Consider the following 25,558-nt stretch of genomic DNA (forward strand, 5'->3'; position numbering starts at 1 on the left):
TGCGCTGCGTCCGCCGACGCGACCGAACGCGCCGGCGGGATGCTGCAAATGCTTGAACTGAGGCGGCCCGACCGGCATCACGCGCCGCCCAGGCCCCACTTCTTCAGGATCGCGTCGATGGCGCCGTCGGCTTTCAGCTTGACCAGCGCCTTGTTGATCCGATCAAGCAGCTCGGTGTCGTCCTTGCGCGTGGCAAGCCCAAGGCTTCCCATGATCGTCGGCTGGTACGACTGCGCCATCTTCAGGTTGGGATAGTTGCCCTGCGACAGGACGTACGCGGCGATGGGATAGTCCATGAAGCCGCCCTGGATGCGGCCGGCGTTGGCGTCGCGCATCATGTCTGGCGGGTTGTCGTAAAGCTTCACTTCCTTGAAGACGCCGCTCTTTTGAATGGGCTCGACAAAGGCAGTGCCGACCTGCACGCCGACGGTCATGCCCTTCATATCGGCGAAGGACTTGTATTCCTTGTTGTCGGTCTTGAGCACCATCAGGCCCTCGCCGTAGCGATAGACGGGCTCGGAAAAACTCACCACCTGCTGGCGCTGCGGCGTGATGAACATCGCCGCCGACACGATGTCGATGCGCTTGGATGTCAGCGATCCGATCAGCGCGGAAAATGCCATGGGCTCGATCTGCACCGAGAAACCGGCCTCCTTGCCCACCGCTTTCACGATATCGACCATCACGCCCTCGATGCTGTTCGTCTTGGTGTCGAGAAAGGTGAATGGGCTGCCGGTGGGCGTGGACCCCACCTTCAATACCGTCTGGGCTTGGGCGCCCGCCGCCATGGACAATGCTGCGAATACAGAGACAACAAGAGTCTTGAATTTCATGACATATCCTCATCGTGGCAAAGAAGGCCGGGCCGCGCGTGACGCGTCCGGTGGCGGCACGCTCCCCGCGCGTTCCGCCGCTTGAGTGCTGCGCGCTCAGGGCGCTTGTGGCGTGTTGTCCTCCGCGGCTTGAGTGATGTTGGAGATGGCCCAGATGACCTCGGTCGTCTGCGTCCCCGGATTGCACCAGCGGCGCGGCGTGCTGCTGGCGTAGCAAAAGCTGTCGCCCGCTTGCAGGCGGATGACGCGGTCGCCCACCCACAGTTCGAGCACGCCCTTGAGCACCAGGCCGATCTGCTCGCCCTGCCCCGTCACGAAGAGCTCGGTGCCGGTGGAGCCGCCGGGCGCGATGGATGCGCGGCACAGGTCCATGCTGCGGCAGGCCGCGGGCGTGAACATCTCTTTGCTGATGCCCTTTTCCTTCAGGTCGATATGGCGGTGCGTGCCCGCGCGGGCTACGCGGCCATCCTCTTCGCCGCCGGTATGCTCGGCGTTGCGCAACAACGCATTGACCGACACGCGAAACTCGCGCGCCAGGAGATGAAGGACTTTGACGGAGGCCGAGCTCAACCCTCTTTCGATCTGGCTCAGCAGGCCGAGCGACATGCCGCAGGCCCGGGCGACGTCAGCCAGCGACCGTCCCTGTTGCTTGCGCAACTGACGCAACTGCTGACCCAGCCACAGATCGACGGCCGACTCCGGCCGCTGCGCGTGGGCGGGCGACGAGGGTGCTGCGCTGGCACGGCGAACGGCGGCAGAGCGGCTCATATGAAAATTTCATGTGCATGTAATTTTCAATACTAAGGAGCCGCAAAAACGCCCACAATCCAGGGACTTCCCTAGCGTTGTGGGCGTGGCGGGCCGGCGCTACCGTCAGGAAGCGTCGGACGAATTGGGCTTGGGATCGGGGCTGGAATCCGGGGTGGTGTCGGGCTGGTTCTGCCCCGTGGGCGCGGCATCCGCGGCGGGCTTGCGCGGGCGACGGCGTCTTGTGCCCGGCTCCGCAGGCAACGGCGTGCCGGCCAACTCGGCCAGATAGCGCTCGTCCAGCTTGCTCAGCCAGCCTTTCGCGCGCGCCGATTCGATGAGTTCGGGCCGGCGTGCGGCAGTCAACGCCAGCGACCGCTCGCGCCGCCAGCGCGCGATATTGGCGTGATGGCCGCTTAGCAGCGGCGCCGGCACCGCTTCGCCCTCGTAGACTTCCGGGCGCGTGTAATGCGGGCTGTCCAGCAGGCCGGACAACGTGTCGTTGAAGGAATCCTGCAGGGCGGAATCGCCGTCGTTGAGCACGCCTGGCAAAAGGCGCACTGCGGCATCGATCACGGCAAGCGCCGCGATTTCACCACCGGAGAGGACGAAGTCGCCGAGCGAGATTTCCTGCGTGACGCAGCGATCAATGAAGCGCTGGTCCACACCTTCGTAGCGGCCGCAGATGAGAATGAGGCCATCGCTGGCAGCCAAGGCTTCGGCGCCCGCCTGGTCATAGCGCCGGCCGACCGGCGCAAGCAGCGCCACCGGGGCGGGACCCAGGCCCTGTCCGGCGCGCGCCTGCTGGGCGGCATTGACGGCGGCTTCGAACGGGCCCGGCATCATCACCATGCCGGGGCCGCCGCCATAGGGGCGGTCGTCCACGGTGCGGTGTACGTCATGCGTGAAATCGCGGGGATTCCAGGCATGGAGCTGCCACCGGCCCTGGGCGTGGGCCCGGCCGGTGACGCCGAGGTCGCGCACCACCCCGAACATTTCGGGAAATAGCGTAACGACGTCGATACGCATCAAAAATCCGCGGGCCAGTCGCTGTCGATGCGGCGGGCAGCCAGATCAACGGCGTGGATATGCGCGCGTACGAACGGTACAAGCATTTCGGCGGGTCGGCCCTTGGCGTCCAGGACGGGTTCGGGGCTTTCGCCTTCACCCTTCTGCAGCAGGACCTTCAACACGGCGTGAGCGCCGTTGTCGAGGACCTCGCTGACCACGCCAATTCGGGCGGGTTCGCCGTTGGCGCTGGTGTACAGCGCGCAACCAATGAGATCGACCCAGTAGTATTCGTCTTCCTCGGGCGCGGGAAATGATCCGCGCGGCGCTTGCACGGTATGTCCGCGCAACGCTTCGGCCTGGTCGCGATCCGTGATGCCCTGCAGTTGCGCCACCACGGTGGCTCCCTGCGAACGGACTTGCAAGATCTTGAATGCAACAGGCGCAGACGCGACAGCGCCCCGCGCCAATTCAGGCACAGGGCGAGTCAACCACCATTGAGACGCTGAGAGCAGCACTTCGGCGTTGGCCGAATGCGGCTGCACTTTAACCCAGCCTTTCACACCGTAGGCTGCAGTGATGCGGCCCAGCTCGACCAAATCCGTAGGCGCCGCGTTTGAGGTTGCGGCATCAGGCATTTATCGTGCTCTTTATCAGGCTTGGATAGCAATGAAGCAGCCAGGAATATCCGCTTTCAAGCGCGAGGCTCTAAGCGTGGAAAAACCTGCTGCTCCAGAATCAGCTAAGGATGTGCGTCGCGGGCAATTAGGCCGCGGCGGAAACCTTGGCCGAGTATTCCTTGACCAGACGCTCGACGGCGGGCGACAGTTGCGCGCCGGTGCCGGTCCAGTACTGCACGCGATCCAGCGCAATGCGCAGGTTTTCCGTGCCTTCGCTAGCCACGGGGTTGTAAAAACCCACGCGCTCGATAAAACGGCCGTCGCGACGGTTACGCGAATCGGTGGCCACCAGGTTGTAGAACGGACGCTTCTTGGACCCACCGCGGGCCAGGCGAATCACCACCATAGGTAATCCCTTGAATTAGTTGTGAAAAACGGGAAATTCTAGCACTGAAAGGAGCCTGCTGGCAAATGCGAGTGCCGAAGAATCTGTGATGCGGTGCGATTTGTATCCTAAAACACCACATCCGGGTATTCTACAAGCACGAGTCCAGCTCTGCTGCGGCTCGATGCAGGTGGCCCCGGCATCATTGGTTCGAGGCTGTGCGCGCGGTTTCGCCGGCGCCCACATCTGCGGCCTACCCCGGTTGTCATGCGTTTGAGCAGTTGGTGCGTCTGAAGAGCAATCTGATTGGAGAGATCGGATTTCATGTCGACCCGCGCAATACGCTACGCCCTGCCCTTGCTGGCCGCCATGAAGCGGCAGCCTCATCCTGCCACCCCGACTTTGCTGCAAGCGCCCGGAAGATCCAGGCTGCGTTGCCGCGCCCCTGCCTGACTCCGCTTTTTCCCCACAAAAAGTCGTTTAACTGGAGTGTGCAAACCATGAAGAACCAAAAATCAGTCTTCTCACCCGTTGCGCGCCTGGCGATGGCGGGATTGCTGGCGGGAGCGCTGGCGTTGCCCACCGAGGCGCCCGCGCGCGTGATCGGGGCGGCACTGACGACGGCCTCCGGCCAGGTGACGGCGGTGGACCAGGCCAGCCGGACCATCACCCTGCGCGGCGCCGACGGCAATACCGTGGACATCGTGGCCGGACCGGACATCCGCAACTTCAAGCAGATCAAGGCGGGCGACACGCTGACGCTGGACTATTACGAGTCGGTGGCCGTGGACGTGCGTCCCGCCGGCTCCGGTGCACCTGAAGTCGTGACCGAGACCGCCGCGACACGGTCGGCCAAGGGCGCGATGCCCGGCGGCGCAGTGGGCCGGCAGACCACGATCACGGCCGAGATCTGGCACATCAACCGGAGCGCAAACCTGGTGATCCTGAAGGGACCCCAAGGCGGCAGGCGCACCATCCAGGTCAGGGATCCGGCGCTGCGCGAAAAACTTCAGCAGTTGAAGGAAGGTGATCTGGTGGACTTCACGATCACGCAGGCGGTCGCCGCGGCCATTCACAGGTAGGCAAGGACACGCCGGTATAAAGGGCCGCCCCAAAAAGGCAAAAAAATTCGCCATACTGACGCCCGCAAAGAACAAGGCCCGCTTTCAAGCGGGCCCTGTTCATGAAGCGACTGCCCGCCCGGCTAGCGCCGGCGCAGGAAATGCACGCAGCGACCGTCGGCCTCTTGCTGCGCGACCAGCGCATTGCCGGTCTGACGCGCAAACGCCTGAAAATCGCGGATCGCATTGCGGTCCGTCGTGATGACGCGCACCACCTGCCCGCTTGCCATCGTTGCAAGCGCCTTCTTGGCGCGCAGGATGGGCAAGGGGCACGTCAGCCCGCTTGCATCGACGTCTTGGTCGAACACCGGCGCCTCGGCGCCGACATCGAGACGGAAATCGACGTCGCTCATCAGAGGCGCTCGTCCACCCACTTCTGCACGCCAGCGATGGCTGCGGGCAGCGCAGCGATATCCGTGCCGCCGCCCATGGCCATGTCGGGACGGCCACCGCCCTTGCCGCCAACCTGGCTGGCGACAAAGCCCACCAGATCGCCCGCCTTGATGCGGTCGGTCAGGTCGGCGGTGACGCCACCGACCACGCTGATCTTGCCATCGGCCGAGCCGGTGGCCAGCAGCACGACGGCCGGCTTCAGGCGATCTTTCAGGTTGTCGACCATGCCGCGCAGCGCCTTGGGATCGACGTCGCCGATGCTGGCCGCCAGAACCTTGATGCCCTTGACGTCGACCGCGGCGCTGGAGGCCAGGTCATTGCCGGCGCTGGCCGCGAGCTTGTTGCGCGACTGCTCCAGTTCCTTTTCGAGCGTCTTGACCTGGTCTTGCACCTGCGCAATGCGCGCCGGCAGATCGGCTGGGGTGCTGCGCAGCATGCCGGCCACCTGGGTCAGCAAGGCGTTCTGGTTCTGCACCCAAGCCAGCGCATTGTCGCCGGTGATGGCTTCGATGCGGCGGACGCCCGCGGCCACGCCGCCTTCGGACACGATCTTGAACAGGCCGATGTCGCCCGTGCGGGTGACGTGCGTGCCGCCGCAGAGTTCGCGCGAGAAGCCGATGTCGAGCACGCGCACGGTGTCGCCGTATTTTTCACCGAACAGCGCCATGGCGCCGCCCTTGACCGCATCGTCGTAGCCCATGACCTGGGCAACGGTGGGATGGTTGGCCAGGACTTCGGCGTTGACGATGGCTTCGACGCGTGCGATCTGCTCAGCCGTCAGCGGCGCATCCTGCGCGAAGTCGAAACGGGTCTTGTCGGGATCGACGAGCGAGCCGCGCTGCTGCACGTGCGCGCCCAGCACTTGGCGCAACGCCTTGTGCATCAGGTGCGTGGCCGAGTGGTTGCGCACCGTGCGGGCGCGGCGGACGGCGTCCACGCGGGCCAGCAGCGTGTCGCCGACGGCCAGCGAGCCGGATTCCAGCGTGCCGTGATGGCCGAACACGCCGGACTGGATCTTGAGCGTGTCGGCGACGGCAAAGCGCACGCCATCGGCTTCGAGCAGACCGGTATCGCCGACCTGGCCGCCCGACTCCGCATAGAACGGGGTGGCGTCCAGCACGACGACGGCGCTTTGGCCGGCCTTGACTTCCTGCACCTGCGTGCCGTCCACGTACAGGGACGTGACCTTGACGTTGTCCAGCTCAAGCTTTTCGTAGCCTTCGAAACGCGTTTCGGCGCCTTCGTAGCTGAGGCCTTCGGCCATCTTGAACTTGCCGGCCGCGCGGGCCTGGTCACGCTGGCGTTCCATGGCGACTTCAAAGCCAGCCATGTCGACTTCGACTTCGCGTTCACGGCAGATGTCGGCCGTGAGGTCGACCGGGAAGCCGTAGGTGTCGTACAGCGTGAACAGCGTGGTGCCGTCCAGCACGCCGCCCTTGGGCACGTTGGCCAAGGCGGTGTCCAGGATGCGCATGCCGTGTTCGAGGGTTTCGCCGAAGCGTTCTTCTTCCTGCTTGAGGACCTGGGCCACGCGATCCGCAGCGGCGGCCAGTTCCGGGTAGGCCTCGCCCATTTCGGCGACGAGATCCGGCACCAGGCGATGGAAGAAGGGTTTGGTCTGGCCCAGCTTGTAGCCGTGGCGCAGCGCGCGGCGCACGATGCGGCGCAGCACGTAGCCACGGCCTTCGTTGCTGGGAATCACGCCGTCGACGATGAGGAACGAGCAGGCGCGGATGTGGTCTGCGATGACCTTGAGCGAGTTGTCTTCGAGGTCCTTGATGCCGGTTTCGCGCGCGGCGGCGGCGATCAGATGCTGGAAGAGATCGATTTCGTAGTTGGAATGCACATGCTGCAGGACGGCGGCGATGCGTTCCAGACCCATGCCGGTGTCGACACAGGGACGCGGCAGGCGCGGCATGTTGCCGGCGGCGTCGCGTTCGAACTGCATGAACACCAGGTTCCAGATTTCGATGTAGCGGTCGCCGTCTTCTTCGGGGGATCCCGGAGGGCCGCCCCAGATCTCGGGGCCGTGGTCAAAGAAGATTTCGGAGCACGGACCGCAGGGGCCGGTGTCCGCCATCTGCCAGAAGTTGTCGGACGCGTAGCGTGCGCCCTTGTTGTCGCCGATGCGGATGATGCGCTCGGTCGGCACGCCCACTTCCTTGGCCCAGATGTCGTAGGCCTCGTCGTCTTCCTGGTAGACCGTCACCCAGAGCTTTTCCGCCGGCAGCTTGTAGACCTGCGTCAACAGCTCCCAGGCGTACTGGATGGCGTCGCGCTTGAAGTAGTCGCCAAAGCTGAAATTGCCCAGCATTTCGAAGAACGTGTGGTGGCGGGCGGTGTAGCCCACGTTCTCCAGGTCGTTGTGCTTGCCCCCGGCGCGCACACTGCGCTGCGACGAGGTGGCACGCGTGTACGACCGCGATTCCTTGCCCGTGAAGACGTCCTTGAACTGGACCATGCCCGAATTGGTGAAGAGCAGGGTCGGGTCGTTGCCCGGGACGAGCGACGACGAGGGAACAATGGTGTGTCCCTTGGACTTGAAGAATTGCAGGAACTGCTGGCGAATCTCGGAGGATTTCATCGTGGATGAAGCAGAATTTAGGGCGAATCGCCAATTATAGAGGGTTGGCGGGGATACGCGGGATATGGGCGGAATGGCCATCATCGGACGCAGACGAAACCCGTGGTCCAGCCCTCGGTTTCCGTCCATTTTCCGCCGGCGGACACGATGACCTCGGCGTAGCCGGGCGGGCAGGAACACTGGCCCGTGCGAGGATTGGCCGTAGACAAGCCCGTGTAATGGAAGCAGCCGAGCGGATAGTTGGTGCTGTAGGCGCCCCCAAAGCCTCCGCTTGCCTGCGTCCAGATGCCGGATTCGCAGGAAAGCAGCTGACCGGCGGCCGAGGTGGCCAGCGTTCCGCCTGAAACGCCGCAGGCATGGCCTGGGATCTCCCGGGCTCCGACGGTGACGTAACCACCGGCGTCCACGTTGCCTGCGACAGATAGATTGCCTTGCAGATCCGGATCGCGGGTGTCGCGCATCTTCACATAGCCGCTCATGTCAGGCTGCCCGGCGCCAGCGCCCGCCCACAGGGCAAGCGTGCCAGGCGGATACGCGAGCGCGTCGACCGCCGGCGGGTTGGGAAACGCATAGGCGGCGCCTCGCAACTGGAACGGCGCTTGCGGCCAGACGGCCCCGCCATAGCCGCCCGCGGACGCGATGACCGAAGCCATGGCGACCTCGTCCGGCAATTGCGTCCCCTTTTTCAGCAAAGGTTTGTCGGCAGCGACGACGCCGTCGATCCGGCAAGGCTCGTCGGGACAGGCCTGGCTGCGCAGGAGCCGGATGTCCGCGCCGAAACCCAGCGCCGACCGGTCGGGAAAGTCCGCAGGCAGGTGGCCTTGCACCCGAAGCTCGGAAAGCGTGGGCCGCTGCGCATCGGCGAACAGCGGCTGGCCCTGGCTGTCCTGAGGAGGCTCCCCCTTGGCCAGCGCCTCGGAGTGCCGGGGCAGCATATCCGTCACCGCCAGCCGGATCTGCGTCAGCCAAACGCCCGTTGAACGGGCGGCAGATGCCTCGATGCCGTGGACGACCGCGTTGGATGCCCAGATGGCGATGGCCGTGGTGATGGCCAGCGCCAGCGCCAGGCCGATGAGCGAAAAGCCTGCCTGCTGCCGGGACACCAACGGACGCCGACGCCCCGCCGGGAAAAGCCGAACCTCCCGGTGCGCGCTCATCGTGCAGTGAAGACAAAAGTGTTTACGTCGCCCTGGCTGCACTGCGCCTGGGCCTGCGCGGCGCGGTATGGCGTCGCGGGATTGGTGATTGAATCCTTGACGACCTTGGCGCCGCTGCTGCCGCTGATGGAGATGATTTCCGACACCCGTTGAAGCACGGACGCGAGCGCTGGGCAGGCTGCGTGGCTGACATTGGTGAGCGTGAGCGTGAACGCCGAGCCCATCCCCGCGCCATCGACGGACGCGGGCTCGACCTGCACTACGCCGCTGCCGCCGGTGCCGGAGCCGCCCAGGCCGTGCGCCACGCTCGCCGCGGCGCCCGCGCCCTGCACCGAGAGCACCGTAGAGTCGCGCAGCGCGTTGGCCAGGGCGCCGGTGTCCAGCCCCGTGTACGGTGTCACGCCACCGCCTTGCGCGTTGATCTTCATGCTGGCGATGAACCGCTGCAATTCTTCGCCGACCTTCGGCACTTTGTTTTCAATGACATACCCGCCAATGGCAGGGATGCCGACGATGGCGATGAGCAGGACGATGGCCGTGACGATGGACACTTCCATCAAGGAAAATCCACGCTGGTTCGCACCAAGGGATCGGGACAGACTGACTGCGTTCATGAATATCCTCATTGATTAAAGTGCGCGGCGAGCCGCGCCGTTTCCGCCAACCCGCGGAGCACTACTGGCTGGCATAGAAATTGGTCAGTGCTTGACGCAGCTCGTCTATCACCGCGTAATGCCACAGCGTGATGCCCAGCACCGAGGCCAGGGAAAGGATCAGCAAGCACCAGCGCAGCACGAGCGCCTGGCGCCGCACCCGGGCCAACAGGCGGACCTCGACGCGCTGGCGCACGCGGGCCAGGCCCGGCTCGACGCCGAGCGCGTCCATCAGGTCCGCCATGTACCACCACGTTTGGGAGTCCAGCAGTCCGGTGCCGAAGATTTCTGCGCCGCTGGCGCCTGCGTCGATGCGGCCAAGCATGGCGTGCAGATGCGAGAGCAGCCACGGCGAGGCGTCGCGCGCCTGCACGGCCAGCGCGCGGCGCAATCGCGTGTCGGCCGCGCCGTGCTGCCGGATGAGCACGGCCAGCAGCGACAGAAAGCGGATGGCCTGGAAATCGCGATACAGCCGCCAGAGCAGCCAACGGTCGAGCACGGCGCGAAGATCGCCGGTGAAGTTCGCCAGCGACCAGAGGGCGAGCATGACCACGCCAAATATCAGGACGACCCACAGCGCAAGCCACTGCTTCAGGCCGCCCGCCAAAGCGAACAGCCCGCGCGTGAGCGACGCATAGTCTTCGGCGGGCACGGCCTGGAAGACCTGCTGCAGCCGTGGCACGCTGAAGAACGGAATGGCGCACAGCAACGCGAGGGCCACCAAGGCGGCAACGACGCCCGTGGCGGCTGCCGACAGCAATGCCGACCAAGCCTCGGACGCCAGGCGGACGGCGCGCGCCAGATCGCGCAGCGCCGCGGGCAGATCGCCGCCTTCTTCCTGCACGCAACTGAGCAGCAGGCATTCGTCGTGCGGCAGCGTGTCGGACCAGGCGACGCCCAGGTCTCCGCCGGCGCCCAGATACGCGGCAGCCCAGTGCTGACAGAGGCGGCCGCGCACCGTCTCGGGCCCGTAACGGCTGGCGTCGTCCTCGAAGATGTCGCGCAGGCTCTTTCGGCCTTGCGTGCCTTCGACGACATCCGCCAGATATTCGTAATAATCCGCGCGCTGCGGCCGAAAGCGCAGCGCGTCCAGCCGTAGCTGGCGTGTACCTGCTGACCGCAAGGACCCGCGCGATGCCCGCAACGCGAGATCAGCCATAGTGCGCTCCATCAGAGAGGGCCGTGCCGGCCTGCGCAAGCGCCGCGGGCTGTAGCGGAGCGGCCGATCCCGTGCGCAGGCTGGGCACGATGGGCAATTCGAACCGGCGCAACAGCGTGCGTGGATCGATCTCTCCCAGGCTCGTCCGATACAGCGCGCAATCCAGCGCCCGCGCGCCGCGCGTGCCGGCGTCTCGCCACGCACTGCGCGTGGCAGGCTGGAACTGTTGCTTCAGTGCGTGGTTGTCGCGCTGCCGCACTTGGTCTAGAAAGCCCGGCACGCGATCGGGTTCGATCATTTCGGCGGCAACGCTGCGTCCCGCCGTTCCGTTCAATTCCGGCATGTGATCCCGCCGGCACGCGGGGCAGCCTGCTTCGTTTCTGACCCGGAGCGACTCGGTGTGCAGATCGAACGCGTCTTGCATCCCCAGCACCCAGCCGCGCCAGTCCCATGCTTGCGCATGCCGAGCGTGGACGCCCGACCACAGGCTGTCGACGGGCAACGCGCAGCCGGGGCACAGGCGTGGCAGCAGCGTCTGATAGATCAAGAGCTTCAGGATGCCGGGCGACGCAAGAAACTCGCGTGACACGCCTATGGCGTCGGACGCCAGGCGCTCGGGAATCATCGCGGCCGATCCGGCGTGTGTCGTGGCGTACAGGCTGACGCCGGAACTGGCGAGATCCATGAACGCGCGGCCGGTCTGCGTGTCGCGGATCTCGCCGATCAGCAGGTCGTTCATCGCCGAGCGCTTGATGGTCTTGAGCTTGGCATCCAGCGTCGGCCACGCCGCGTCCGCCAGCGCGCCCGTCAGCGTGTTCTGCAACGCGTTGCCAATGTGGTATTCCACCGGGTCTTCAAGCGTGATGACCTTGCGCGTGGACGCGATGCCGCGCATCAGCGCGGCGATGGTGGTGGACTTGCCCGAGCCGACCACGCCCGCCAGCACGATGGCCCCACCCTCGCGCTCACGCACTCGCAACAGGGTTTCGGCCTGGCCGGGCAGGTATCCCAAGGCCAGGAGGTCGCCGTTGACGGTTGCGTCCAACCGCAGGATCCGCAGGCACACGGAAGGCCCCGCGTCCGCCGCCAGCGACGCCCAGCGCAGCACGATGGGCGCCGCGTCCACGGTTAGCGAAATGCGCCCCTGCTGCTCGAGCGCCGGATCGAACACGGCGCCATTGCCGCCGCGTACGTCCATCCACGCCACGGCAAGGACTTCGAGCAGCGTGGCGCTGGACAGGCCGGCGAAACGGTCGGAGCCGACGTACTCGCCGTGGATGGTGTAGCGAATTTCGCTGGCGTCACGCCGCTGGTCCACGTTGATGTGGACGTCGCTGGCGCCTTGAACCACGCCCCAGCGGACGATGTCGAGAAACAGGGCAGCGAGCGCCGAGGCGCGTTCGGCCGGGTTGGCCCGCGCTGAGCGCCCGGGACTGGGCGCCGTGTACTGGCCGCGCGCGATCATCAGCAGGAGCGGCGCCGGGACGACGTATCGCGCGGGACTTGCCATGCGATAGCCAGCCGCCTTCACCATGCGCTCGACCTCGTCGATCTGATCGCCGACGGTGTATTCCTTGACGGCGAAGATCGCGGCCAGGCCGCCCTCGAGCAGGACCGGGCACAAGCGTCCGGCCAGCGCAGCCAGATCAAACTGACGGCTCAGAGCGCGCACAAAGGCGGGATCCATGCCAGCGACGTCTTCAGGCGTATGCAGCTCGGGCGGGCGAACGAGCGTGTCCGCGATGGGCTGGGTCTGCGTCGTCATGGGTGTCCGCCCCCGGCGTCAAGGCACGCGGTCTGGTCGCGGCCGTCGCGCTGCACGCGGACGCAGGCGCCGTCGATCGCCAGCAGACGATAAGGCGCGGCCAGGCTGCCTCCTGCCACGGGATCGGCGCGGCCAGCCCGATAGCGCTGCATCGTGCCATTGACGACGATGTCAACGTTCAAGCGGCTGGCCGTGCCGAAGATTGCGGTCACGCGTATGTCGTCCGCCGGGCGTCCCGCGGGCGGCGCCATCAGGCCTTTCCCTTCGTTCATCGTGCAAAGACCCGGGATTTGGCAGTCGGACATCGCGGCCGCCGCGTCCGCGCGCAGCAACGTGCGTACGGTTTCCACCTCGGGCCAAGGTTGCGGCGCGGACGCCGGATCCACGCCTTGCGCATGGCCTGCCGATACCACCGCGGCGCTCAGTGCGATACCGGCAAGCGTTCGCCGGGCTACGCACCGGCGCGGGATGCAAAGCTCATTCCTGTTCATAAAGTTCTCCCTGCAATTCGGCCACTAGCGCACTGGCCACGAGGCTGGGCCGCGGTTGCGGCTGCACGGTCACCACGAGGCGCGACCAGCGTGCCGCGGATACCGGCCCCGGCATCAACGCCATGGACCGCAATGGCCCATGCAAGGCCAGACTGCGCCGCCGCACGACGGGCATGCCCGTCCGTGCTGGATTGGATTGCACTGCGCTCGCCTGCCTGGCCGCCGGCTGCTGGCCCGTAGGCTGGCGAGGCCCATGCGGCAGGAGCGGCACGGAATGCGACAGCGCGACGGAAGCAAATGCTGGGCGTAGTCCTTGCAGTCCGCCCGCCACACGCGTGTCGACGTGCAGCGACGAAGGCAACGTCATGTCGGCAATCCGGATCGGCTCGGACGCCAGGCGCCACGCCAGCGTGGCTTCCTCGAGCGGCTTGAACGACACCTGCCAGCCCGCTGGCAACAACGCGTGCAGGCCATGATTCGTGGCCAATGGGTGAACGCGGGCGTACACGGCCGCGCAATTCCAATGCTGCGCGCCAGCGTCGCAGTGCGCGCGCCGCAACGCCCAGCCCTGCACCTGCACCGGCAGCGCCGCCACGCTTGCGAGCAGGCGCGTCAGCTCCGTCGGCGGCTGGACTGTGGTGGCGCGCAACATCGCCTCGTAGGCATCGGCCACCGGGTCCCGAACGGCAACGGGCTGCGGCGGCGCTGCCTGTCTTTGCGAGAACGTGCTGGCGCCGGCGTTCCATAGCGGCGGCGCTGCCGCGGCAAGCCCGACGCAGGCCAGAAAGAGACGCAATGCGACGGGCAGCTCGGCCCAGCGCGAGGGCAGCGCGGTAAGCGCGGCGCCGGCATCCACGGCCTGAATCAACGCGGACCACACCTGGTCCGGCGCGCGCTCCGCGAGGGACGGACGCTGCGCGAGCAGCGCCCGCTGTTCCTGCTGGGCTTCGTCAAGCGAACCGAACACCCGGTCGGTCTGCGAGAGGACTGCGCCGCCGTGCGCGGCGACAAGCCAATGGCGCCCGTCCGGCAGCCGAACCAGGCTATGACCGCCCTCCGGGTACAGCAAGGCAAACAACTGCGCGGCCGACTGCGGCGGCATCGCGGCCGGTGCGCCGGCGCGGCGCTTGAATCGCGCGCCCCGGATTCCGGCGCGGGTGCGTCCATAGCCCGCGACCATGGCGGGCGATCCGCCCACCACGTAATGCGTGGCCCGCAGGCGCCGTCCGCGCGACCGCGCGAGCTTGGGGACGTTGGAACCGATAAGCGCGAACCAGCGCAAGCCGAATGCCAGCGTTCGTTCGGCGCCCGGGCAGTCGATCAGCAGGAGTTGAGGGGCCCGGTTCACGATCAGTACCCTTCCTCGACCTGAGCCGTCACGAGGATCAGCGTCGTGTGGCGTTCAGTGGCGGCGCGGTCCACGCCGCCCGCGAACAGCGGCAGTCCGGGCGCCAGCCGTTGGCGATCGTGCTGGTCCTGCATGCGGTCAAAGCCGGCCACAATCATGGGCTGCCCCGGCCGCAGTTCGATCTGCTGTACCGTGCCGCTGCCATCGACCGTGATCTGCTGCACTTGCACCTGATTGGCGCTTTCGCCGAAGGTGATTGTTTTCAGGGGCTGCGCGACCGCGTTGTCATACGCGATGGAAAGCAGGATCTGCCCGTCTTCCTGAATGTCCGGCACCAGGGTCAGGAACGAGCCGACGGTTTCTTCTTTTTGGCTGATCGAGACGGCAGGCAGCGATCCGTTCGCGCCAGTGGCGGTCATGCCGGGCATGGCAGTGCTCTGCACGCGATCAATGTAGGAGAACGTGGTCCTGACGGCATGCGAGACCGGCCGGCGGTTCAAGGTGAGAACCGGAATCTTGCTGTGCCGCACGACCGCACCCATCGCACTGAGGGCGGACACGATGGCCTGCGAGCCCTGGAATGGTCCCGCGCTCGATGCGGCTTGGAGCAACCCTGCGCCGGTGGCCGGCACGCCGGGCACGGCCAGCCGCGCCGTGGCGCCTGCGGCTGCATAAAGGGCATTCCAGTCGAGTCCCCCCGTGGCTTCCGTGTTGGCGATAAAGGTGATTTCTTCGAAAAGCAGGCGGACACGGCGGGTCAACGCCTTGTTCTCGCGTTCCAGATAGCGTGCGACCCGGTCCAGTGCGTCCGGCGTATCGGTTACGACCAACGTGGCTGCGCCTTCCACTGGCTCTGCAATAACGCCGGATCGAGTGAGGAAAGGCAGAACGTTTGCGCGCAGGATGGCCAGCGCGTTGTGTTCGCCCGCGGCCAGCGTCGTGTTGGAGGTGCTTTCGAAGCCCTCGCCTTCCGCGCTGCCTGAGCGGCCGAGCCGCACGTCGACCTTGCTGGCGAGCGTCAGGGCGCGCAGATCGAAGACGCGCGTTTCGGTGCGGTAGAACTCGAGCGCGTTGTGTTCGTAGCGCCAGTGCACCGAAAAGCGTGCGGCCAGCGCGTCGAGCAGATCGGCGAGCGGCTGAGGATCCGCCCGCACTTCGATGCGCGCCGGTGCGGCGAGAGCCACCGCGCCGCTGACGGCAAGACGCGGCAGGAATTGGTCGGGGGGAAGCAATGCGTCGGGACGCACTCGAACCGCAATGCCCGTGGCGGCTGTCAGGCGCTGCGCCAGCGTGGAAAGATCTGCGTCGTCGGCCAGCATGAGCGTGGTTTTGACGTTTTCGCGTAATGCGGGCGGCAGCGCGACCTCGCGCGCGAGCGGTTGCGGCTTGCCCGCCAGCCAGGGAGTGGAGACTTCCTGCGCGGCGATGCGAGCCTGCCGATCAGACAAACCGTCCGCAAAGGCCTGATGGCGGGTGGCGGCGTCCGCATGCCGGCCGCTGGCCGCGCGTTGCATGATCGTGACCTGCTCGGACACCGAACAGCCACCGAGAACGCACGAGAGCACCGTGCAGGCAAACGTTCTGGTTGCCGGAGCGCGCGTGGCGCAAGCAAAAGAAAGGAACCTCATGCCGCGGCTCCTTTGGGCGTGGCCGCCCGCGAGCACGATTGCGCAAGCGGCACGACGCGCAGGACGCGGTTGCCATAGAAGCAGGGTTGCAGCGGCCGGTCGGCCAGTTCGGTGGCGCCGAGCAGCCCGCGCACTGCCGTTTTGAAGTCGCCGGAGAATTCGGCCGTGGCCGCCAGCGGGATATCGACGTCTACGGCCCAATGCTGTGGTTCGAACGTCCAGCCCGACGCGCCGGCCCAGCGCGCCAGGACCGCGCGCAGCGTGGCGTCGGGTGGCGCGGCCCGGAACGGGGCAGCCTGCGCATCAACGTGCGTGTCGGTGGACGTTGCGCCCGTAAGCGTGGCGGACTGCGCGGCGTGACGGCTCGACGCTTCTGTGCCGGCCAGCGCGCCCCCATCCGAGCGCGGACCCGAGTCATCGACGAGCTTGGTGTGCGAGGTGAAATCCGCCCGCAGACGCTGCGATGCATCTACGGCAGTTGCCGGGGTCTGCACCATACGCGAGGCGGATTGGGTCAAGGGCGACGAAATGTCCGCCGCACCATGCGCCCGCTGCGCCCGAGCAGTCAGCCTGCCGCCGCGAAAGCGCAGTGCTTTCCATGCACCAGCGACCACGACGTAAGGGTCGCGGCGCACATAAGGCAACGGGAGTTCGCCGCCATCGCCTGCACCGAAGATGGCCGGCAACGGCTGGCCCGGCTGGAATTGCAGCCAGGTCTCGCGCCCGTCGTCGAAGACCTGCAGCGGCGCGACGGCGGGATCGCCGGATAGTTGCCAGTCGAAGCGGAACCCTTGCGAGAACGGCTTGGCCGCCGGCCAGGAGGTTGTGTCTCGGCCTGAGCCCGGGCCCGACCACGTGCATGCGCCCAGGCAAGACAGCCCGGCCGCCAGAAAGAAGATTCGTACCATGCCTCACCGCGAACAAAGCGCGCATCGGAAGCGACACGCTTGAACGGCATGGTGGCCGAGCGCCGGAGGCGCCGCCAGACTGGCATGTACGGACGGATGGATTCATCCACCCGCGCGCGCGACGAATCCGGACAACAAAAAAGCCTGGTCCGTAGACCAGGCTTTCTTCTGCTGCGCGGCGCTGCGAGAGCGCGCCGCTATGCGGCGCGATCAGCGCTGCGTGGCAATGGTGCGCGCCTGCGCGGCGGCGTTGTTCAGCGCAGAAACGGGAGGCACCTTGCCATCGAAGGCATCGGTGAGTTCCTTGTTCAGCACGGGTTCGATGCGCTCGTAGTTGGCCATGCGGAAACCGCGTGCGTTCTGGACGGGCTTGGCGCTCATCGAAGCCACGAACGCCTGCGCGCCCGGGATCTTGCTGTAGAACGACACGTCCGAGGCACGGAAGGCGGCTTCGGTCAGCGGCAGGTAACCCGTGCGCTGATGCCATTCGGCGGCGACCACCGGCTTGGACAGCCACGCCAGGAACTGCGCGGTTGCCTTTTCCTGGGCCTGCGGATGGCCTTCAAGCGCCCACAGCGCCGAACCGCTGACGAAGGGCTTGCCGCCCTCCTTAGTGGCTTGCTCGTAATAAGGCAGCGGCGAGACGCCGAAGGACAGCGACTTGGTGGCGAGGAACTGGCCGAGCGCGCCCGAATTGGCCGTCAGCACGGCGCATTCGCCCTTGGCGAACAGCTTGTCGGAGGCGTTGTCGCCGGAATACGCCGTGAACAGCAGCGAGCGCTTCCAGCTGACCATCAGCGAGATGTGGCGCATGTACAGCGTGTCGAACTGCATGGCAGGCGCGGCGGATTTCTTGGTGACCGCGTCCAGGCCGTTGTTGTTGCTGGTGAACAGCTGGTTGTTGACCGGCGCCAGGTTCTCGAGGTGGACCGCGACCTGATCGCTGGACGCGTAGGGGCAGTCGATATCGGCCACGTCGCGCAGCTTCAGGAGTTCGGCCTGCAGCGCGGTCCAGGTGCGCGCCGGCTTGTTGGGATCGAGACCAGCCTTCTTGTAGGCGGCGGTGTTGTAGAACATCACCGGCACTTCGGCCATCCAGGGGAAAGCCAGCAGGCGGCCCTTGCTGTCGCGGGTAAAGCTGCTGGTGGCCGGCACGAACCAGTTCAAGTCCTTGATCGGATACTTGGCCAGCAGTTCGTAGAGCGGCAGCACGGCTTTGTGCTGGGCCACGACTTCGGGCGAGTGGTTATCGGACAGTTGCAGCAGGTTCGGGCCCTTCTTGGCCTTGACCGCGGACACCGCCTCTTGCTCCAGGGCAGTCGGCGACGCGAAGCCGCGCAGCGTCACTTTGACGTCGTCCTGCTCCTTGTTGTATTGCTTGGCGAGCTTTTCGAACTCGGCCTTGTTTGCATCTGTCAGGGTGTGCCAGACCTGGATTTCGACGGGTGCGGCGTTTGCCACGCCGGCCATCGCCATCGCGGCGCCAAACACCCATGCACGCCGGCTGGCGAACATCGCGCGGGCAACGCCCGCCAATTGCAGTTTCTTCATAGGTTCACAGACCAAGAAAAGGGAATTCCGGTTCTGGCCGCCGTCCACTGAGCAGATCGGCCAATGCCCGGCCCGAGCCAACACCCATCGTCCAGCCAAGCGTACCGTGTCCGGTATTGATATACAAATTCGGAATACGGCTGCGGCCGATGATGGGCACGTTCGAGGGAGTGGACGGGCGCAGGCCCGACCAATAGCTGACGCGCTCGAAATCGAGCGCGTCGGGAAAGAGTTCTTTGGCAAGGCGGGTCAGGGCCTCGCAACGGCCGGTATTCAGGCTGCGCGAATAGCCGGAAAGTTCCGCCGTGCCAGCCATGCGCAGCCGGTCGCCCAGCCGCGAAAAGACGATCTTGTGGCTGCTGTCCGTCAGGCTGACGGTGGGGGTCGCACCCGGATTGCGCACCGGGAACGTGGCCGAATAGCCCTTTGCCGGATACACGTTGCACGGAATGCCGAGGGGACGCAGCATCGCGGGGCTGAAGCTGCCCATGGCGACGACATAGGCGTCGGCCGACAGCGTGGCATAGCGGCCGTCGGGCTGGATGAGTTCGATGCCCGTGACCGCGCCGCCCTGCGTCAGAAGCCGGGTCGCACGCGTGTTGTACTGGAATTCGACGCCCGCGCGGGCGCAGTGTTCGGCCAGCGCGACGGTAAAGAGGTGCACGTCCCCGCTTTCGTCCTCGGGCGTGTAGTCGCCGCCCACGATCGTGCCGCGATGCGGCGCCAGCGCGGGCTCGATGGCGATGACTTCGTCGGTGTTCACGACGCGGCGCTCGACGCCGAAGTCGCGCATCAGGCCGGCGGCACGCTGGGAGTTTTCGAATTCGTGGGGATCGCGGTAGAAATTCAGGATGCCGCGTTCCAGGTGGTCGTACTGGATGCCGAGTTCGGCGCGCATGCCGCGCAGGGTGGCGCGGCTGTATTCGGCCATGCGCACCATGGCGCGGATGTTGGGGGCCAGCCGGCCAGGCAGGCATTCGCGCAGGAATGCCAGGCCCCACATCCACTGCCGCCAGTCCAGTTGCGGACGGAACAGCAGCGGCGCGTCGTCGCGGAACATCCACTTGAGCAGCTTCATCGGCGCCTGGGGATTGGCCCAGGGCTCGGCGTAGGAGACGGAAATCTGCGCGCCATTGGCAAGGCTGGTTTCCTGCGCGGGACCGGTGCAGCGGTCTATGACCACGACGTCATGACCCGCCTGGCTGAGCCACCAGGCGCTGGAGATGCCGATAATGCCGCTACCCAATACCGCTACTTTCATGCCCGCATCGCTCCTTGCATGCCGGTTGCGTGCGCGGACCCGATGTCCGCGTACCCCCGGCAGGCCGCTGCCAAAGCAGTTTACCTTGCCGCTTTGCAGCCGCCTAAGTAATAAAAAAACATATTACTTAAGACCCGGCCTTCGCCAGATCGGCCTCGGACGTGAAGGCGTCCGCGTAGAACTCTTCCGGCGGCAGACCGTTCTGGGCGCTGAACTCGCGGCGGGCCGCATCGACCATCAGCGGCGTGCCGCAGGCATAGACCTGGTGCCCGGAAAGATCCGCGATGTCGTGCATCACGGCTTCGTGGACGAAGCCGGTGCGGCCGGTCCAGTTGTCTTCCTGCAGCGAATTGGACACCACCGGCACGTAGCGGAAGTTCGGCAGTTGCGCGGACCAGGACTGCGCCAGCGCGTCCATGTAGAGGTCTTGCGGACGGCGGCCGCCCCAGTACAGCGCGACCGGACGGTTGATGTTCTTGTGGATCATGTGTTCGACGATCGCCTTGACGGGCGCGAAGCCCGTGCCGCTGGCCAGCAGAACGATCGGCTTGTCGCTGTCTTCGCGCAGGAAGAACGATCCGAAGGGCCCTTCCAGGCGCAGGATCTCGCGTTCCTTCATCTGCGTGTCGCCGGCGCCGAACACGTGATCGGTGAAGAGTCCCCCCGGCATGTGCCGGATGTGCAGCTCCAGCGGGCTGCCGGTGTGCGGCGCGCCAGCCATCGAATAGCTGCGGCGGCGGCCGTCCTTCAGGATGATTTCGACGTACTGGCCCGCGTAATAGCGGAACTGTTCGGAAGCCGGCAATTGCAGCTTGAGGACCGTGACGTCCGGCGCGACGCGTTCCATGGTCTGGACGCGCGACGGCAGCTTGCGAATCTGGATGTCGCTTGCCAGCCGGACCTCGGTGGATTCGACCACGAGGTCGGATTCCGGCCGGGCCTGGCAGAACAGCGTGTAGCCGTCGGCCAGTTCTTCCGGCGACAGGATCTGCGCGGGGTACTGGCCGGCGTCGAACTCCCCGGACACCACTTTGCCCTTGCAGGTGGAGCACGCGCCGTTGCGACAGCTGTAAGGCAGGACGATGCCCGCCGCCAACGCGGCGTCGAGCACGGTCTGGCCGGGCTCGACCGGGAATTGATGCTTGCTGGGTTGGATGATGACCTGGAAGCTCATGATGAAACGGTTCAGAGGCGACGAAGCGCTATCCGGCTGTGCCGGGAAGGCGCTCCGCCCGGCCCGGCGTCATGCCGGGAACTTGCGGATTTCCTTGACGCGGTTGGCGTCGTCCACGAGCACCACCTGGGGCTTGTGCTTGGCCGAATCTTCTTCGGACATCGGACCGTACGTGCAGATGATGAGCAGGTCGCCCACCTGGGCCCGGCGCGCAGCCGCGCCGTTCAGCGAGATGGCGCCGCTGCCGCGGGCCGCCTTGATGATGTAGGTGTCGAAGCGTTCACCGTTAGTCACGTTGTAGAGTTCGATGCGTTCGAACTCGCGCATGCCGGCAGCGTCGAGGAGGTCTTCGTCGATGCCGCAAGATCCTTCGTAGTGAAGGTCGGCTTCGGTGACCGTGACGCGGTGCAGCTTTGCCCGCAGCATGATGCGTTGCATAGAAAATTCCTGGTTTCGCGGCCCGGACCGCGAAGTGTTGCAAGGTTGATGCCCGGCATCCGGATTTGCCGTCGAAAGCCGGTATTCTATAATTTTTGCCGCAGCGGGACGGCCCGTTGCTGCGCACAGTCAAACGGCTGGCGCGTTTTCCGGGGACGACCCCATTTATGCCGGCGCCTTGCCGGCAACGCAACATGGGAGTCGTGAATGACCTGGATCATCCTGGTATTGGCTGGCCTATTTGAAATCGTCTGGGCCGTCGGCCTGAAATACACGCACGGATTCACCCGGCTTGGCCCGTCCGTCGTTACGGTGGGCGGCATGCTGGTCAGTTTCTGGCTGCTGGCCCTGGCCATGAAAACCCTGCCGCTGGGCACGGCCTACGCCGTGTGGGTGGGTATCGGCACGATTGGCGCCTTTGTGGCCGGCATCGTGCTGTTCGGGGAATCGGCGAGCTGGCTGCGAATCGCCAGCGTCGCGTTGATCGTGCTGGGCCTCGTGGGCCTGAAGCTTTCCACGCCGTAAGGCTCCGGCCGGGCTGGGCTTAAGGCTTAGGGGCCAAATGAGACCCCAGCCCCGTTAGGGCGGCGCGTCAGAAATCCAGTTCGATCTCGACGGCGTCGCCCACCTTGAGCCGCGCCCCCGCCGGCGCATCCAGGATGGCGTTCTGGCCGAACACCACGCCGATGTCCAGATTGCGGTAACCCGCCAGCGTACTGCCCGGTTCCTCGTACTGCTTGGCCGTGCGCTGATCGATGTCCGGAATCGAGCAACGCGTGCACGGCTTGACGAACGCCATCCGCACCCCGGCCGCCGAAATCATGGCGGTGTGGTCTTCCTCGAAGGCTTCCCATTCGCCCTCGACCACGATGTTGGGACGGAACCGGTCCATGGGCACGGGGTCGGCGCCCTTGGCCTGCAGGCGGGCATTCAGGTCGTCCAGCGACGCCTGGTTGGCGATCAGCAGCGGGAACCCGTCGGCAAACCCGAAGCAGTGCTCGCCCACGAAGGCGTCGGCCAGGTCCGGGTGCGCATCGACCCAGCGCGACACCCAGTCGGGCTTGGCGTCGCGGCGCGCCGCGGCGTCCACCTTGAGCAGGCCGCACGGCGTTTGCAGGAACTGGGTCAGCCATTGGGCGGCCGCTTCGCTTTCGCGCCGGGCCGTGGTGGTGTCGGCCCAGACGCCGACCGTGAGGGCGTCGCCGTGCAGACCCGATCCGTCCAACGCGATATCCAGGTCAGCCATGCCAGGCGCCGACAGCCGCAGCGCGTCAGCAGTGAGCGCCGTGCGGATGAGCGCCATGGCCGGCCATTGCCGTTGCGTCATGAACTGGCCCGCGGCGTCCACCACCATCCAGCGCCGGTCATGCGCAAGGCCCGCGCGATCGATGGGAGATTCGGTCAGATCGATGCCCGCGCAGGATTTGACGGGGTAGATATGCAGGCTGAGGATGCGGGCGGACATGGCGGCGATGGCTCAACGAGTGGCGAATGCCGCAGAGAATACAAGAAATGCGGCGCGTCGGACCGCCCGAAAGAGACAAAAAAAGCCCGGGACTAGCCCGGGCCAGATGAGGTGGCGGTTGCTCAGCCGCCGACCAGCTTCAAGGTGTCCAGCGGCGTGACCGCCTTGAATCCCTTGCGCGTCGCGATGTGCTCGGGACGCGGGGTCAGCCCGTACTTGGGCGGGTTCAGGGTGTTCTCCATGCTGTTGTAGACCATGAAGACATTGGCGCGGGGCCACGGCGAGATGTTGCTGTTCGAGCCGTGCATCGTGTTGCAGTCGAAGAACACCACCGAGCCGGCCTTGGCCGTCATCGTGCTGATGCCGCCCTGCTCCACCAGCAATTGCAGGCTGACAGGATCCGGCACACCGTATTCCTGCTTCTTCAGCGACTGCTTGTAGTGCTCGTTCGGCGTCTCGCCGACGCACGAGATGAACTGCCGATGCGAGCCGGGCACCAGCATCAGCGGGCCGTTGCACTCGTTGTTGTCGGTCAGCAGCACCGAGCAGCTGAGCGCACGCATCGACGGCATGCCGTCTTCGACGTGCCAGGTTTCAAAGTCGGAGTGCCAGTAGAACTCCTTGCCCTTGAAGCCCGGCTTCATATTGGCACGCGACTGGTGGATGTAGACCTCGGAGCCGAGAATCTGACGTGCCACGTTGACCAGGCGCGGATCGCGCACCAGCCGTGCCAGCATCGGATTGAGCACGTGCACCATGAAGATGGAACGCACGGCGTTGCTGCCCGGCTCGGTGATGGCCTCTTCGCGGCGGACGATGGACGGGTCGCGCGTCATGCGCTCGACCTCGGCCGACAGCGCACGCACCTCGGCCTCCGTGAACAGGTTTTCCAGCAGCAGGAAGCCGTTGCGGTCATACTGGCCGACCTGCTCTTCGCTCAGGGCGTTGGCATACTTGCCGTCTTCATAGACGACCGGATCCTGGCGGGAAATGATGGCGGAACTGCGATCCGTACGGGAGGCGTACGGATCCTGCGCGGGTGAGATCATGCGAACCTCCTTTTATCAGGCCGCGACCGCATCGGGCAGTGCGTAGACACCTTCCTTGTCGTGCACTTCCTGGCCGGTCAGCGGCGGATTGAAGACGCAGATGACGCGCAGCGGCTCCTTGCCGCCGCACAGCCAGTGCTCGTCGTTTTCGTTCAGCGCGTAGACCACGCCGGGGCCCAGGTCGTATTTCTTGCCGTCGGCAATGGTCTCGATCGAACCGTCGCCCTCGATGCACCACACCGCCTCAAGATGGTTCTTGTAGTGGATGTGCGTGCGGCCGCCCGGGAAGATGGTGGTCTCGTGGAATGAAAAGCCCATGCCATCCTTCTTCAGCAGCACGCGGCGGCTGACCCAGGTGTCGGTGCGGACTTCGTCGGCAGTGCCGATCACATCTTTGACATTACGTACGATCATTGACGTTTTCCTCCAAATTTCAGGATGCGGGCAGACTGCCCCTCATCGGCCAGCGCTTCGGCCACGCTGGCCTCGATCAGATCCAGGCCCTTGGCCAGCAGGTCTTCCTCGATCGTCAGCGCGGGCAGCAACTTCAGCACTTCATCGTGCGCGCCCGACGTTTCGATCACGACGCCCTTCTTGAAAGCGCATTGGGCGATGCGGTTGGACAGCGCCGGATTGCCGTTGGACACGAGGCCCTGGATCAGGCCGCGGCCACGCGCCGACAGGCCGGCGTTGGGATAGCTGTGCACCAGGTTTTCAAGCCAGTCGCCGACCAGGCGTTCCTTGCGCTGGATGTCGGCCGTGAATGCGGCGTTGGTCCAGTAGGTTTCCAGCGCCTGCGTCGCGGTGACGAACGCCAGGTTGTTGCCGCGGAAGGTGCCGCTGTGCGCGCCGGGCTTCCAGATGTCCAGTTCGGGCTTCATCAGCACCAGCGACATCGGCAGGCCAAAGCCGGATAGCGACTTGGACAGCGTGATGATGTCGGGGCGGATGCCGGCGGTTTCGAAGCTGAAGAACGTGCCCGTGCGGCCGCAGCCGACCTGGATGTCGTCCACGATCAGCAGCATGTCGTGGCGCTTGCACAATTTTTCCAGCTCTTTGAGCCAGCGCAGCGTGGCCACATTGACGCCGCCTTCGCCCTGCACCGTTTCCACGATGACGGCGGCCGGCTTGTCCATGCCGCTGCTCGGGTCTTCCAGCATGCGTTCCATGTACGCCATGGTGTCCACGTCCGGACCGAAGTAGCCGTCGTAGGGCATGAAGGTCGTGTTGCCGAGCGCGTAGCCGGCGGCGTCACGGAACTTCATGTTGGCCGTGGCGGCCAACGAGCCGCCGCTCACGCCGTGGAAGCCGTGCGTGAACGAGATCACGTTGGGACGGCCCTTGACCTGGCGCGCGATCTTCAGCGCGGCTTCGACGGCATTGGTGCCGGTCGGGCCGGTGAATTGCAGCGTGTACTGCCAGTTGCGCGGCTTGAGCAGCACGCGATCCACCGTCTCCAGGAAACGCTTCTTCGCGCTGGTGGCCATGTCCAGGCCGTGGACGACGCCGTCCGCCTGCACATACTCCAGCAGCTTTTCCTTGAGAACAGGATTGTTGTGGCCGTAGTTCAGCGTGCCTGCGCCGCTGAAGAAGTCGATGTATTCGGCGCCATCTTCATCGATGAGCGTCGAGCCACGGGCCTGATTGAATATCACGGGAAACGACCTGATGTAGCCCCGCACTTCAGACTCCATGCGGTCAAAGATCTTCAAGTCCATGATTAATCCTCCCTTTTCAACTCATTAATTGACGGACGGCCTGATCCCGCCAGGTGCGGCAAACGCACCCGGACAGTTAGAACCATCCCGGTAACTCGATAA

25 protein-coding genes are annotated in these 25,558 nt (G+C 65.6%); 2 read left to right on the forward strand and 23 right to left on the reverse strand.

From position 1 onward, the window contains the following. Positions 1-77 precede the first annotated feature (77 nt). The 5 genes from AC6CIE_RS22730 to rpsP all read right to left on the reverse strand — a co-directional run bounded on the left by AC6CIE_RS22730 (position 78) and on the right by rpsP (position 3,614). Entirely contained in the window at positions 78-833 is a 756-nt protein-coding gene (locus tag AC6CIE_RS22730) for an ABC transporter substrate-binding protein (protein ID WP_218345280.1), read from the reverse strand. Positions 834-929: 96 nt separating this feature from the next. Next, positions 930-1,601, reverse strand: coding sequence for a helix-turn-helix domain-containing protein (locus AC6CIE_RS22735; protein WP_218345281.1), 672 nt, complete (start codon positions 1,599-1,601; stop codon positions 930-932). Between the two features lie 105 nt (positions 1,602-1,706). Further along, the gene (trmD, locus tag AC6CIE_RS22740) at positions 1,707-2,609 is read right to left on the reverse strand and encodes a tRNA (guanosine(37)-N1)-methyltransferase TrmD (RefSeq protein ID WP_498094114.1); all 903 of its coding nucleotides are present in this window, start codon (positions 2,607-2,609) and stop codon (positions 1,707-1,709) included. Beyond that, a complete protein-coding gene (gene rimM / locus AC6CIE_RS22745; protein WP_481144933.1) occupies positions 2,609-3,226 on the reverse strand; it encodes a ribosome maturation factor RimM in 618 nt (205 codons plus the stop codon). Before rimM ends, trmD begins: the two co-directional genes overlap by 1 nt. 127 nt (positions 3,227-3,353) lie before the next feature. Further along, on the reverse strand, positions 3,354-3,614 hold the full coding sequence (rpsP, locus tag AC6CIE_RS22750; RefSeq protein WP_008165084.1) for a 30S ribosomal protein S16: 261 nt from the start codon (positions 3,612-3,614) through the stop codon (positions 3,354-3,356). Between the two features lie 479 nt (positions 3,615-4,093). Here rpsP and AC6CIE_RS22755 point away from each other — a divergent pair, with 479 nt between their 5' ends. Beyond that, positions 4,094-4,675, forward strand: coding sequence for a hypothetical protein (locus AC6CIE_RS22755; RefSeq protein WP_239214619.1), 582 nt, complete (start codon positions 4,094-4,096; stop codon positions 4,673-4,675). A 122-nt stretch (positions 4,676-4,797) separates the two neighbouring features. Here AC6CIE_RS22755 and AC6CIE_RS22760 read toward each other — a convergent pair whose 3' ends face one another. From AC6CIE_RS22760 to panD, 14 genes are all read right to left on the reverse strand, one after another. Further along, the gene (locus AC6CIE_RS22760; RefSeq protein ID WP_498094116.1) at positions 4,798-5,067 is read right to left on the reverse strand and encodes a sulfurtransferase TusA family protein; all 270 of its coding nucleotides are present in this window, start codon (positions 5,065-5,067) and stop codon (positions 4,798-4,800) included. Next, positions 5,067-7,691, reverse strand: a complete 2,625-nt coding sequence (gene alaS / locus AC6CIE_RS22765) for an alanine--tRNA ligase (RefSeq protein ID WP_498094118.1) — start codon at positions 7,689-7,691, stop codon at positions 5,067-5,069. The genes AC6CIE_RS22760 and alaS overlap by 1 nt, the downstream gene beginning before the upstream one ends. Before the next feature lie 80 nt (positions 7,692-7,771). Continuing rightward, the gene (locus AC6CIE_RS22770) at positions 7,772-8,794 is read right to left on the reverse strand and encodes a type II secretion system protein (RefSeq protein WP_498094120.1); all 1,023 of its coding nucleotides are present in this window, start codon (positions 8,792-8,794) and stop codon (positions 7,772-7,774) included. Between the two features lie 50 nt (positions 8,795-8,844). Continuing rightward, positions 8,845-9,462: a type 4 pilus major pilin gene (locus AC6CIE_RS22775; protein WP_239214625.1), complete on the reverse strand. Its 618-nt coding sequence runs from the start codon at positions 9,460-9,462 to the stop codon at positions 8,845-8,847. A 61-nt stretch (positions 9,463-9,523) separates the two neighbouring features. Beyond that, positions 9,524-10,660 carry a hypothetical protein gene (locus AC6CIE_RS22780; RefSeq protein ID WP_498094122.1) on the reverse strand — a complete coding sequence of 379 codons (1,137 nt, stop codon included), beginning with the start codon at positions 10,658-10,660 and terminating at the stop codon, positions 9,524-9,526. Continuing rightward, complete coding sequence (locus AC6CIE_RS22785) at positions 10,653-12,425, reverse strand: ATPase, T2SS/T4P/T4SS family (RefSeq protein ID WP_498094124.1); 1,773 nt, start codon at positions 12,423-12,425, stop codon at positions 10,653-10,655. Before AC6CIE_RS22785 ends, AC6CIE_RS22780 begins: the two co-directional genes overlap by 8 nt. Beyond that, entirely contained in the window at positions 12,422-12,916 is a 495-nt protein-coding gene (locus AC6CIE_RS22790) for a hypothetical protein (RefSeq protein ID WP_498094126.1), read from the reverse strand. Before AC6CIE_RS22790 ends, AC6CIE_RS22785 begins: the two co-directional genes overlap by 4 nt. After that, positions 12,903-14,264: a type IV pilus inner membrane component PilO gene (locus tag AC6CIE_RS22795; RefSeq protein ID WP_498094128.1), complete on the reverse strand. Its 1,362-nt coding sequence runs from the start codon at positions 14,262-14,264 to the stop codon at positions 12,903-12,905. The genes AC6CIE_RS22790 and AC6CIE_RS22795 overlap by 14 nt, the downstream gene beginning before the upstream one ends. Before the next feature lie 2 nt (positions 14,265-14,266). Next, positions 14,267-15,892, reverse strand: a complete 1,626-nt coding sequence (locus AC6CIE_RS22800) for a hypothetical protein (RefSeq protein ID WP_498094180.1) — start codon at positions 15,890-15,892, stop codon at positions 14,267-14,269. Then, entirely contained in the window at positions 15,889-16,800 is a 912-nt protein-coding gene (locus AC6CIE_RS22805) for a TrbG/VirB9 family P-type conjugative transfer protein (RefSeq protein WP_498094130.1), read from the reverse strand. The genes AC6CIE_RS22800 and AC6CIE_RS22805 overlap by 4 nt, the downstream gene beginning before the upstream one ends. A gap of 210 nt (positions 16,801-17,010) precedes the next feature. Next, positions 17,011-18,351 (reverse strand): extracellular solute-binding protein, encoded by a 1,341-nt coding sequence (locus AC6CIE_RS22810; RefSeq protein WP_175125053.1) that lies wholly within the window; start codon positions 18,349-18,351, stop codon positions 17,011-17,013. A 4-nt stretch (positions 18,352-18,355) separates the two neighbouring features. Further along, positions 18,356-19,612: a D-amino acid dehydrogenase gene (locus tag AC6CIE_RS22815; protein WP_498094132.1), complete on the reverse strand. Its 1,257-nt coding sequence runs from the start codon at positions 19,610-19,612 to the stop codon at positions 18,356-18,358. A 127-nt stretch (positions 19,613-19,739) separates the two neighbouring features. After that, positions 19,740-20,786 (reverse strand): CDP-6-deoxy-delta-3,4-glucoseen reductase, encoded by a 1,047-nt coding sequence (locus tag AC6CIE_RS22820; RefSeq protein WP_175139257.1) that lies wholly within the window; start codon positions 20,784-20,786, stop codon positions 19,740-19,742. A 69-nt stretch (positions 20,787-20,855) separates the two neighbouring features. After that, entirely contained in the window at positions 20,856-21,224 is a 369-nt protein-coding gene (panD, locus tag AC6CIE_RS22825) for an aspartate 1-decarboxylase (RefSeq protein ID WP_039883066.1), read from the reverse strand. A 207-nt stretch (positions 21,225-21,431) separates the two neighbouring features. On the opposite strand from panD, the gene sugE reads away from it, so the two are divergent. After that, positions 21,432-21,749, forward strand: coding sequence for a quaternary ammonium compound efflux SMR transporter SugE (sugE, locus tag AC6CIE_RS22830; RefSeq protein WP_175139258.1), 318 nt, complete (start codon positions 21,432-21,434; stop codon positions 21,747-21,749). A gap of 67 nt (positions 21,750-21,816) precedes the next feature. On the opposite strand, the gene AC6CIE_RS22835 is transcribed toward sugE, so the two are convergent. From AC6CIE_RS22835 to ectB, 4 genes are all read right to left on the reverse strand, one after another. After that, the gene (locus AC6CIE_RS22835) at positions 21,817-22,689 is read right to left on the reverse strand and encodes an MOSC domain-containing protein (protein WP_498094135.1); all 873 of its coding nucleotides are present in this window, start codon (positions 22,687-22,689) and stop codon (positions 21,817-21,819) included. Positions 22,690-22,811: 122 nt separating this feature from the next. Next, entirely contained in the window at positions 22,812-23,738 is a 927-nt protein-coding gene (gene thpD, locus AC6CIE_RS22840; RefSeq protein ID WP_175125058.1) for an ectoine hydroxylase, read from the reverse strand. A 15-nt stretch (positions 23,739-23,753) separates the two neighbouring features. After that, positions 23,754-24,152, reverse strand: a complete 399-nt coding sequence (locus AC6CIE_RS22845) for an ectoine synthase (RefSeq protein ID WP_056571502.1) — start codon at positions 24,150-24,152, stop codon at positions 23,754-23,756. Continuing rightward, complete coding sequence (gene ectB / locus AC6CIE_RS22850; RefSeq protein ID WP_239214650.1) at positions 24,149-25,456, reverse strand: diaminobutyrate--2-oxoglutarate transaminase; 1,308 nt, start codon at positions 25,454-25,456, stop codon at positions 24,149-24,151. Before ectB ends, AC6CIE_RS22845 begins: the two co-directional genes overlap by 4 nt. Positions 25,457-25,558 lie beyond the last annotated feature (102 nt).

The sequence above is a fragment of the Achromobacter sp. GQ309 genome (genome assembly GCF_059759315.1).

Bases quoted from the DNA above. Each gene is read 5' to 3' on its own strand.
- AC6CIE_RS22760 (WP_498094116.1), bottom strand. From the start codon at position 5,067: ATGAGCGACGTCGATTTCCGTCTCGATGTCGGCGCCGAGGCGCCGGTG.
- AC6CIE_RS22755 (WP_239214619.1), top strand. From the start codon at position 4,094: ATGAAGAACCAAAAATCAGTCTTCTCACCCGTTGCGCGCCTGGCGATG.
- panD (WP_039883066.1), bottom strand. From the start codon at position 21,224: ATGCAACGCATCATGCTGCGGGCAAAGCTGCACCGCGTCACGGTCACC.
- AC6CIE_RS22785 (WP_498094124.1), bottom strand. From the start codon at position 12,425: ATGACGACGCAGACCCAGCCCATCGCGGACACGCTCGTTCGCCCGCCC.
- thpD (WP_175125058.1), bottom strand. From the start codon at position 23,738: ATGATCTCACCCGCGCAGGATCCGTACGCCTCCCGTACGGATCGCAGT.
- AC6CIE_RS22790 (WP_498094126.1), bottom strand. From the start codon at position 12,916: ATGAACAGGAATGAGCTTTGCATCCCGCGCCGGTGCGTAGCCCGGCGA.
- trmD (WP_498094114.1), bottom strand. From the start codon at position 2,609: ATGCGTATCGACGTCGTTACGCTATTTCCCGAAATGTTCGGGGTGGTG.
- AC6CIE_RS22805 (WP_498094130.1), bottom strand. From the start codon at position 16,800: ATGGTACGAATCTTCTTTCTGGCGGCCGGGCTGTCTTGCCTGGGCGCA.
- rimM (WP_481144933.1), bottom strand. From the start codon at position 3,226: ATGCCTGATGCCGCAACCTCAAACGCGGCGCCTACGGATTTGGTCGAG.
- AC6CIE_RS22800 (WP_498094180.1), bottom strand. From the start codon at position 15,892: ATGAGGTTCCTTTCTTTTGCTTGCGCCACGCGCGCTCCGGCAACCAGA.
- AC6CIE_RS22780 (WP_498094122.1), bottom strand. From the start codon at position 10,660: ATGGCTGATCTCGCGTTGCGGGCATCGCGCGGGTCCTTGCGGTCAGCA.
- AC6CIE_RS22815 (WP_498094132.1), bottom strand. From the start codon at position 19,612: ATGAAAGTAGCGGTATTGGGTAGCGGCATTATCGGCATCTCCAGCGCC.
- sugE (WP_175139258.1), top strand. From the start codon at position 21,432: ATGACCTGGATCATCCTGGTATTGGCTGGCCTATTTGAAATCGTCTGG.
- alaS (WP_498094118.1), bottom strand. From the start codon at position 7,691: ATGAAATCCTCCGAGATTCGCCAGCAGTTCCTGCAATTCTTCAAGTCC.
- ectB (WP_239214650.1), bottom strand. From the start codon at position 25,456: ATGGACTTGAAGATCTTTGACCGCATGGAGTCTGAAGTGCGGGGCTAC.
- AC6CIE_RS22775 (WP_239214625.1), bottom strand. From the start codon at position 9,462: ATGAACGCAGTCAGTCTGTCCCGATCCCTTGGTGCGAACCAGCGTGGA.
- AC6CIE_RS22735 (WP_218345281.1), bottom strand. From the start codon at position 1,601: ATGAGCCGCTCTGCCGCCGTTCGCCGTGCCAGCGCAGCACCCTCGTCG.
- rpsP (WP_008165084.1), bottom strand. From the start codon at position 3,614: ATGGTGGTGATTCGCCTGGCCCGCGGTGGGTCCAAGAAGCGTCCGTTC.
- AC6CIE_RS22820 (WP_175139257.1), bottom strand. From the start codon at position 20,786: ATGAGCTTCCAGGTCATCATCCAACCCAGCAAGCATCAATTCCCGGTC.
- AC6CIE_RS22835 (WP_498094135.1), bottom strand. From the start codon at position 22,689: ATGTCCGCCCGCATCCTCAGCCTGCATATCTACCCCGTCAAATCCTGC.
- AC6CIE_RS22810 (WP_175125053.1), bottom strand. From the start codon at position 18,351: ATGAAGAAACTGCAATTGGCGGGCGTTGCCCGCGCGATGTTCGCCAGC.
- AC6CIE_RS22730 (WP_218345280.1), bottom strand. From the start codon at position 833: ATGAAATTCAAGACTCTTGTTGTCTCTGTATTCGCAGCATTGTCCATG.
- AC6CIE_RS22845 (WP_056571502.1), bottom strand. From the start codon at position 24,152: ATGATCGTACGTAATGTCAAAGATGTGATCGGCACTGCCGACGAAGTC.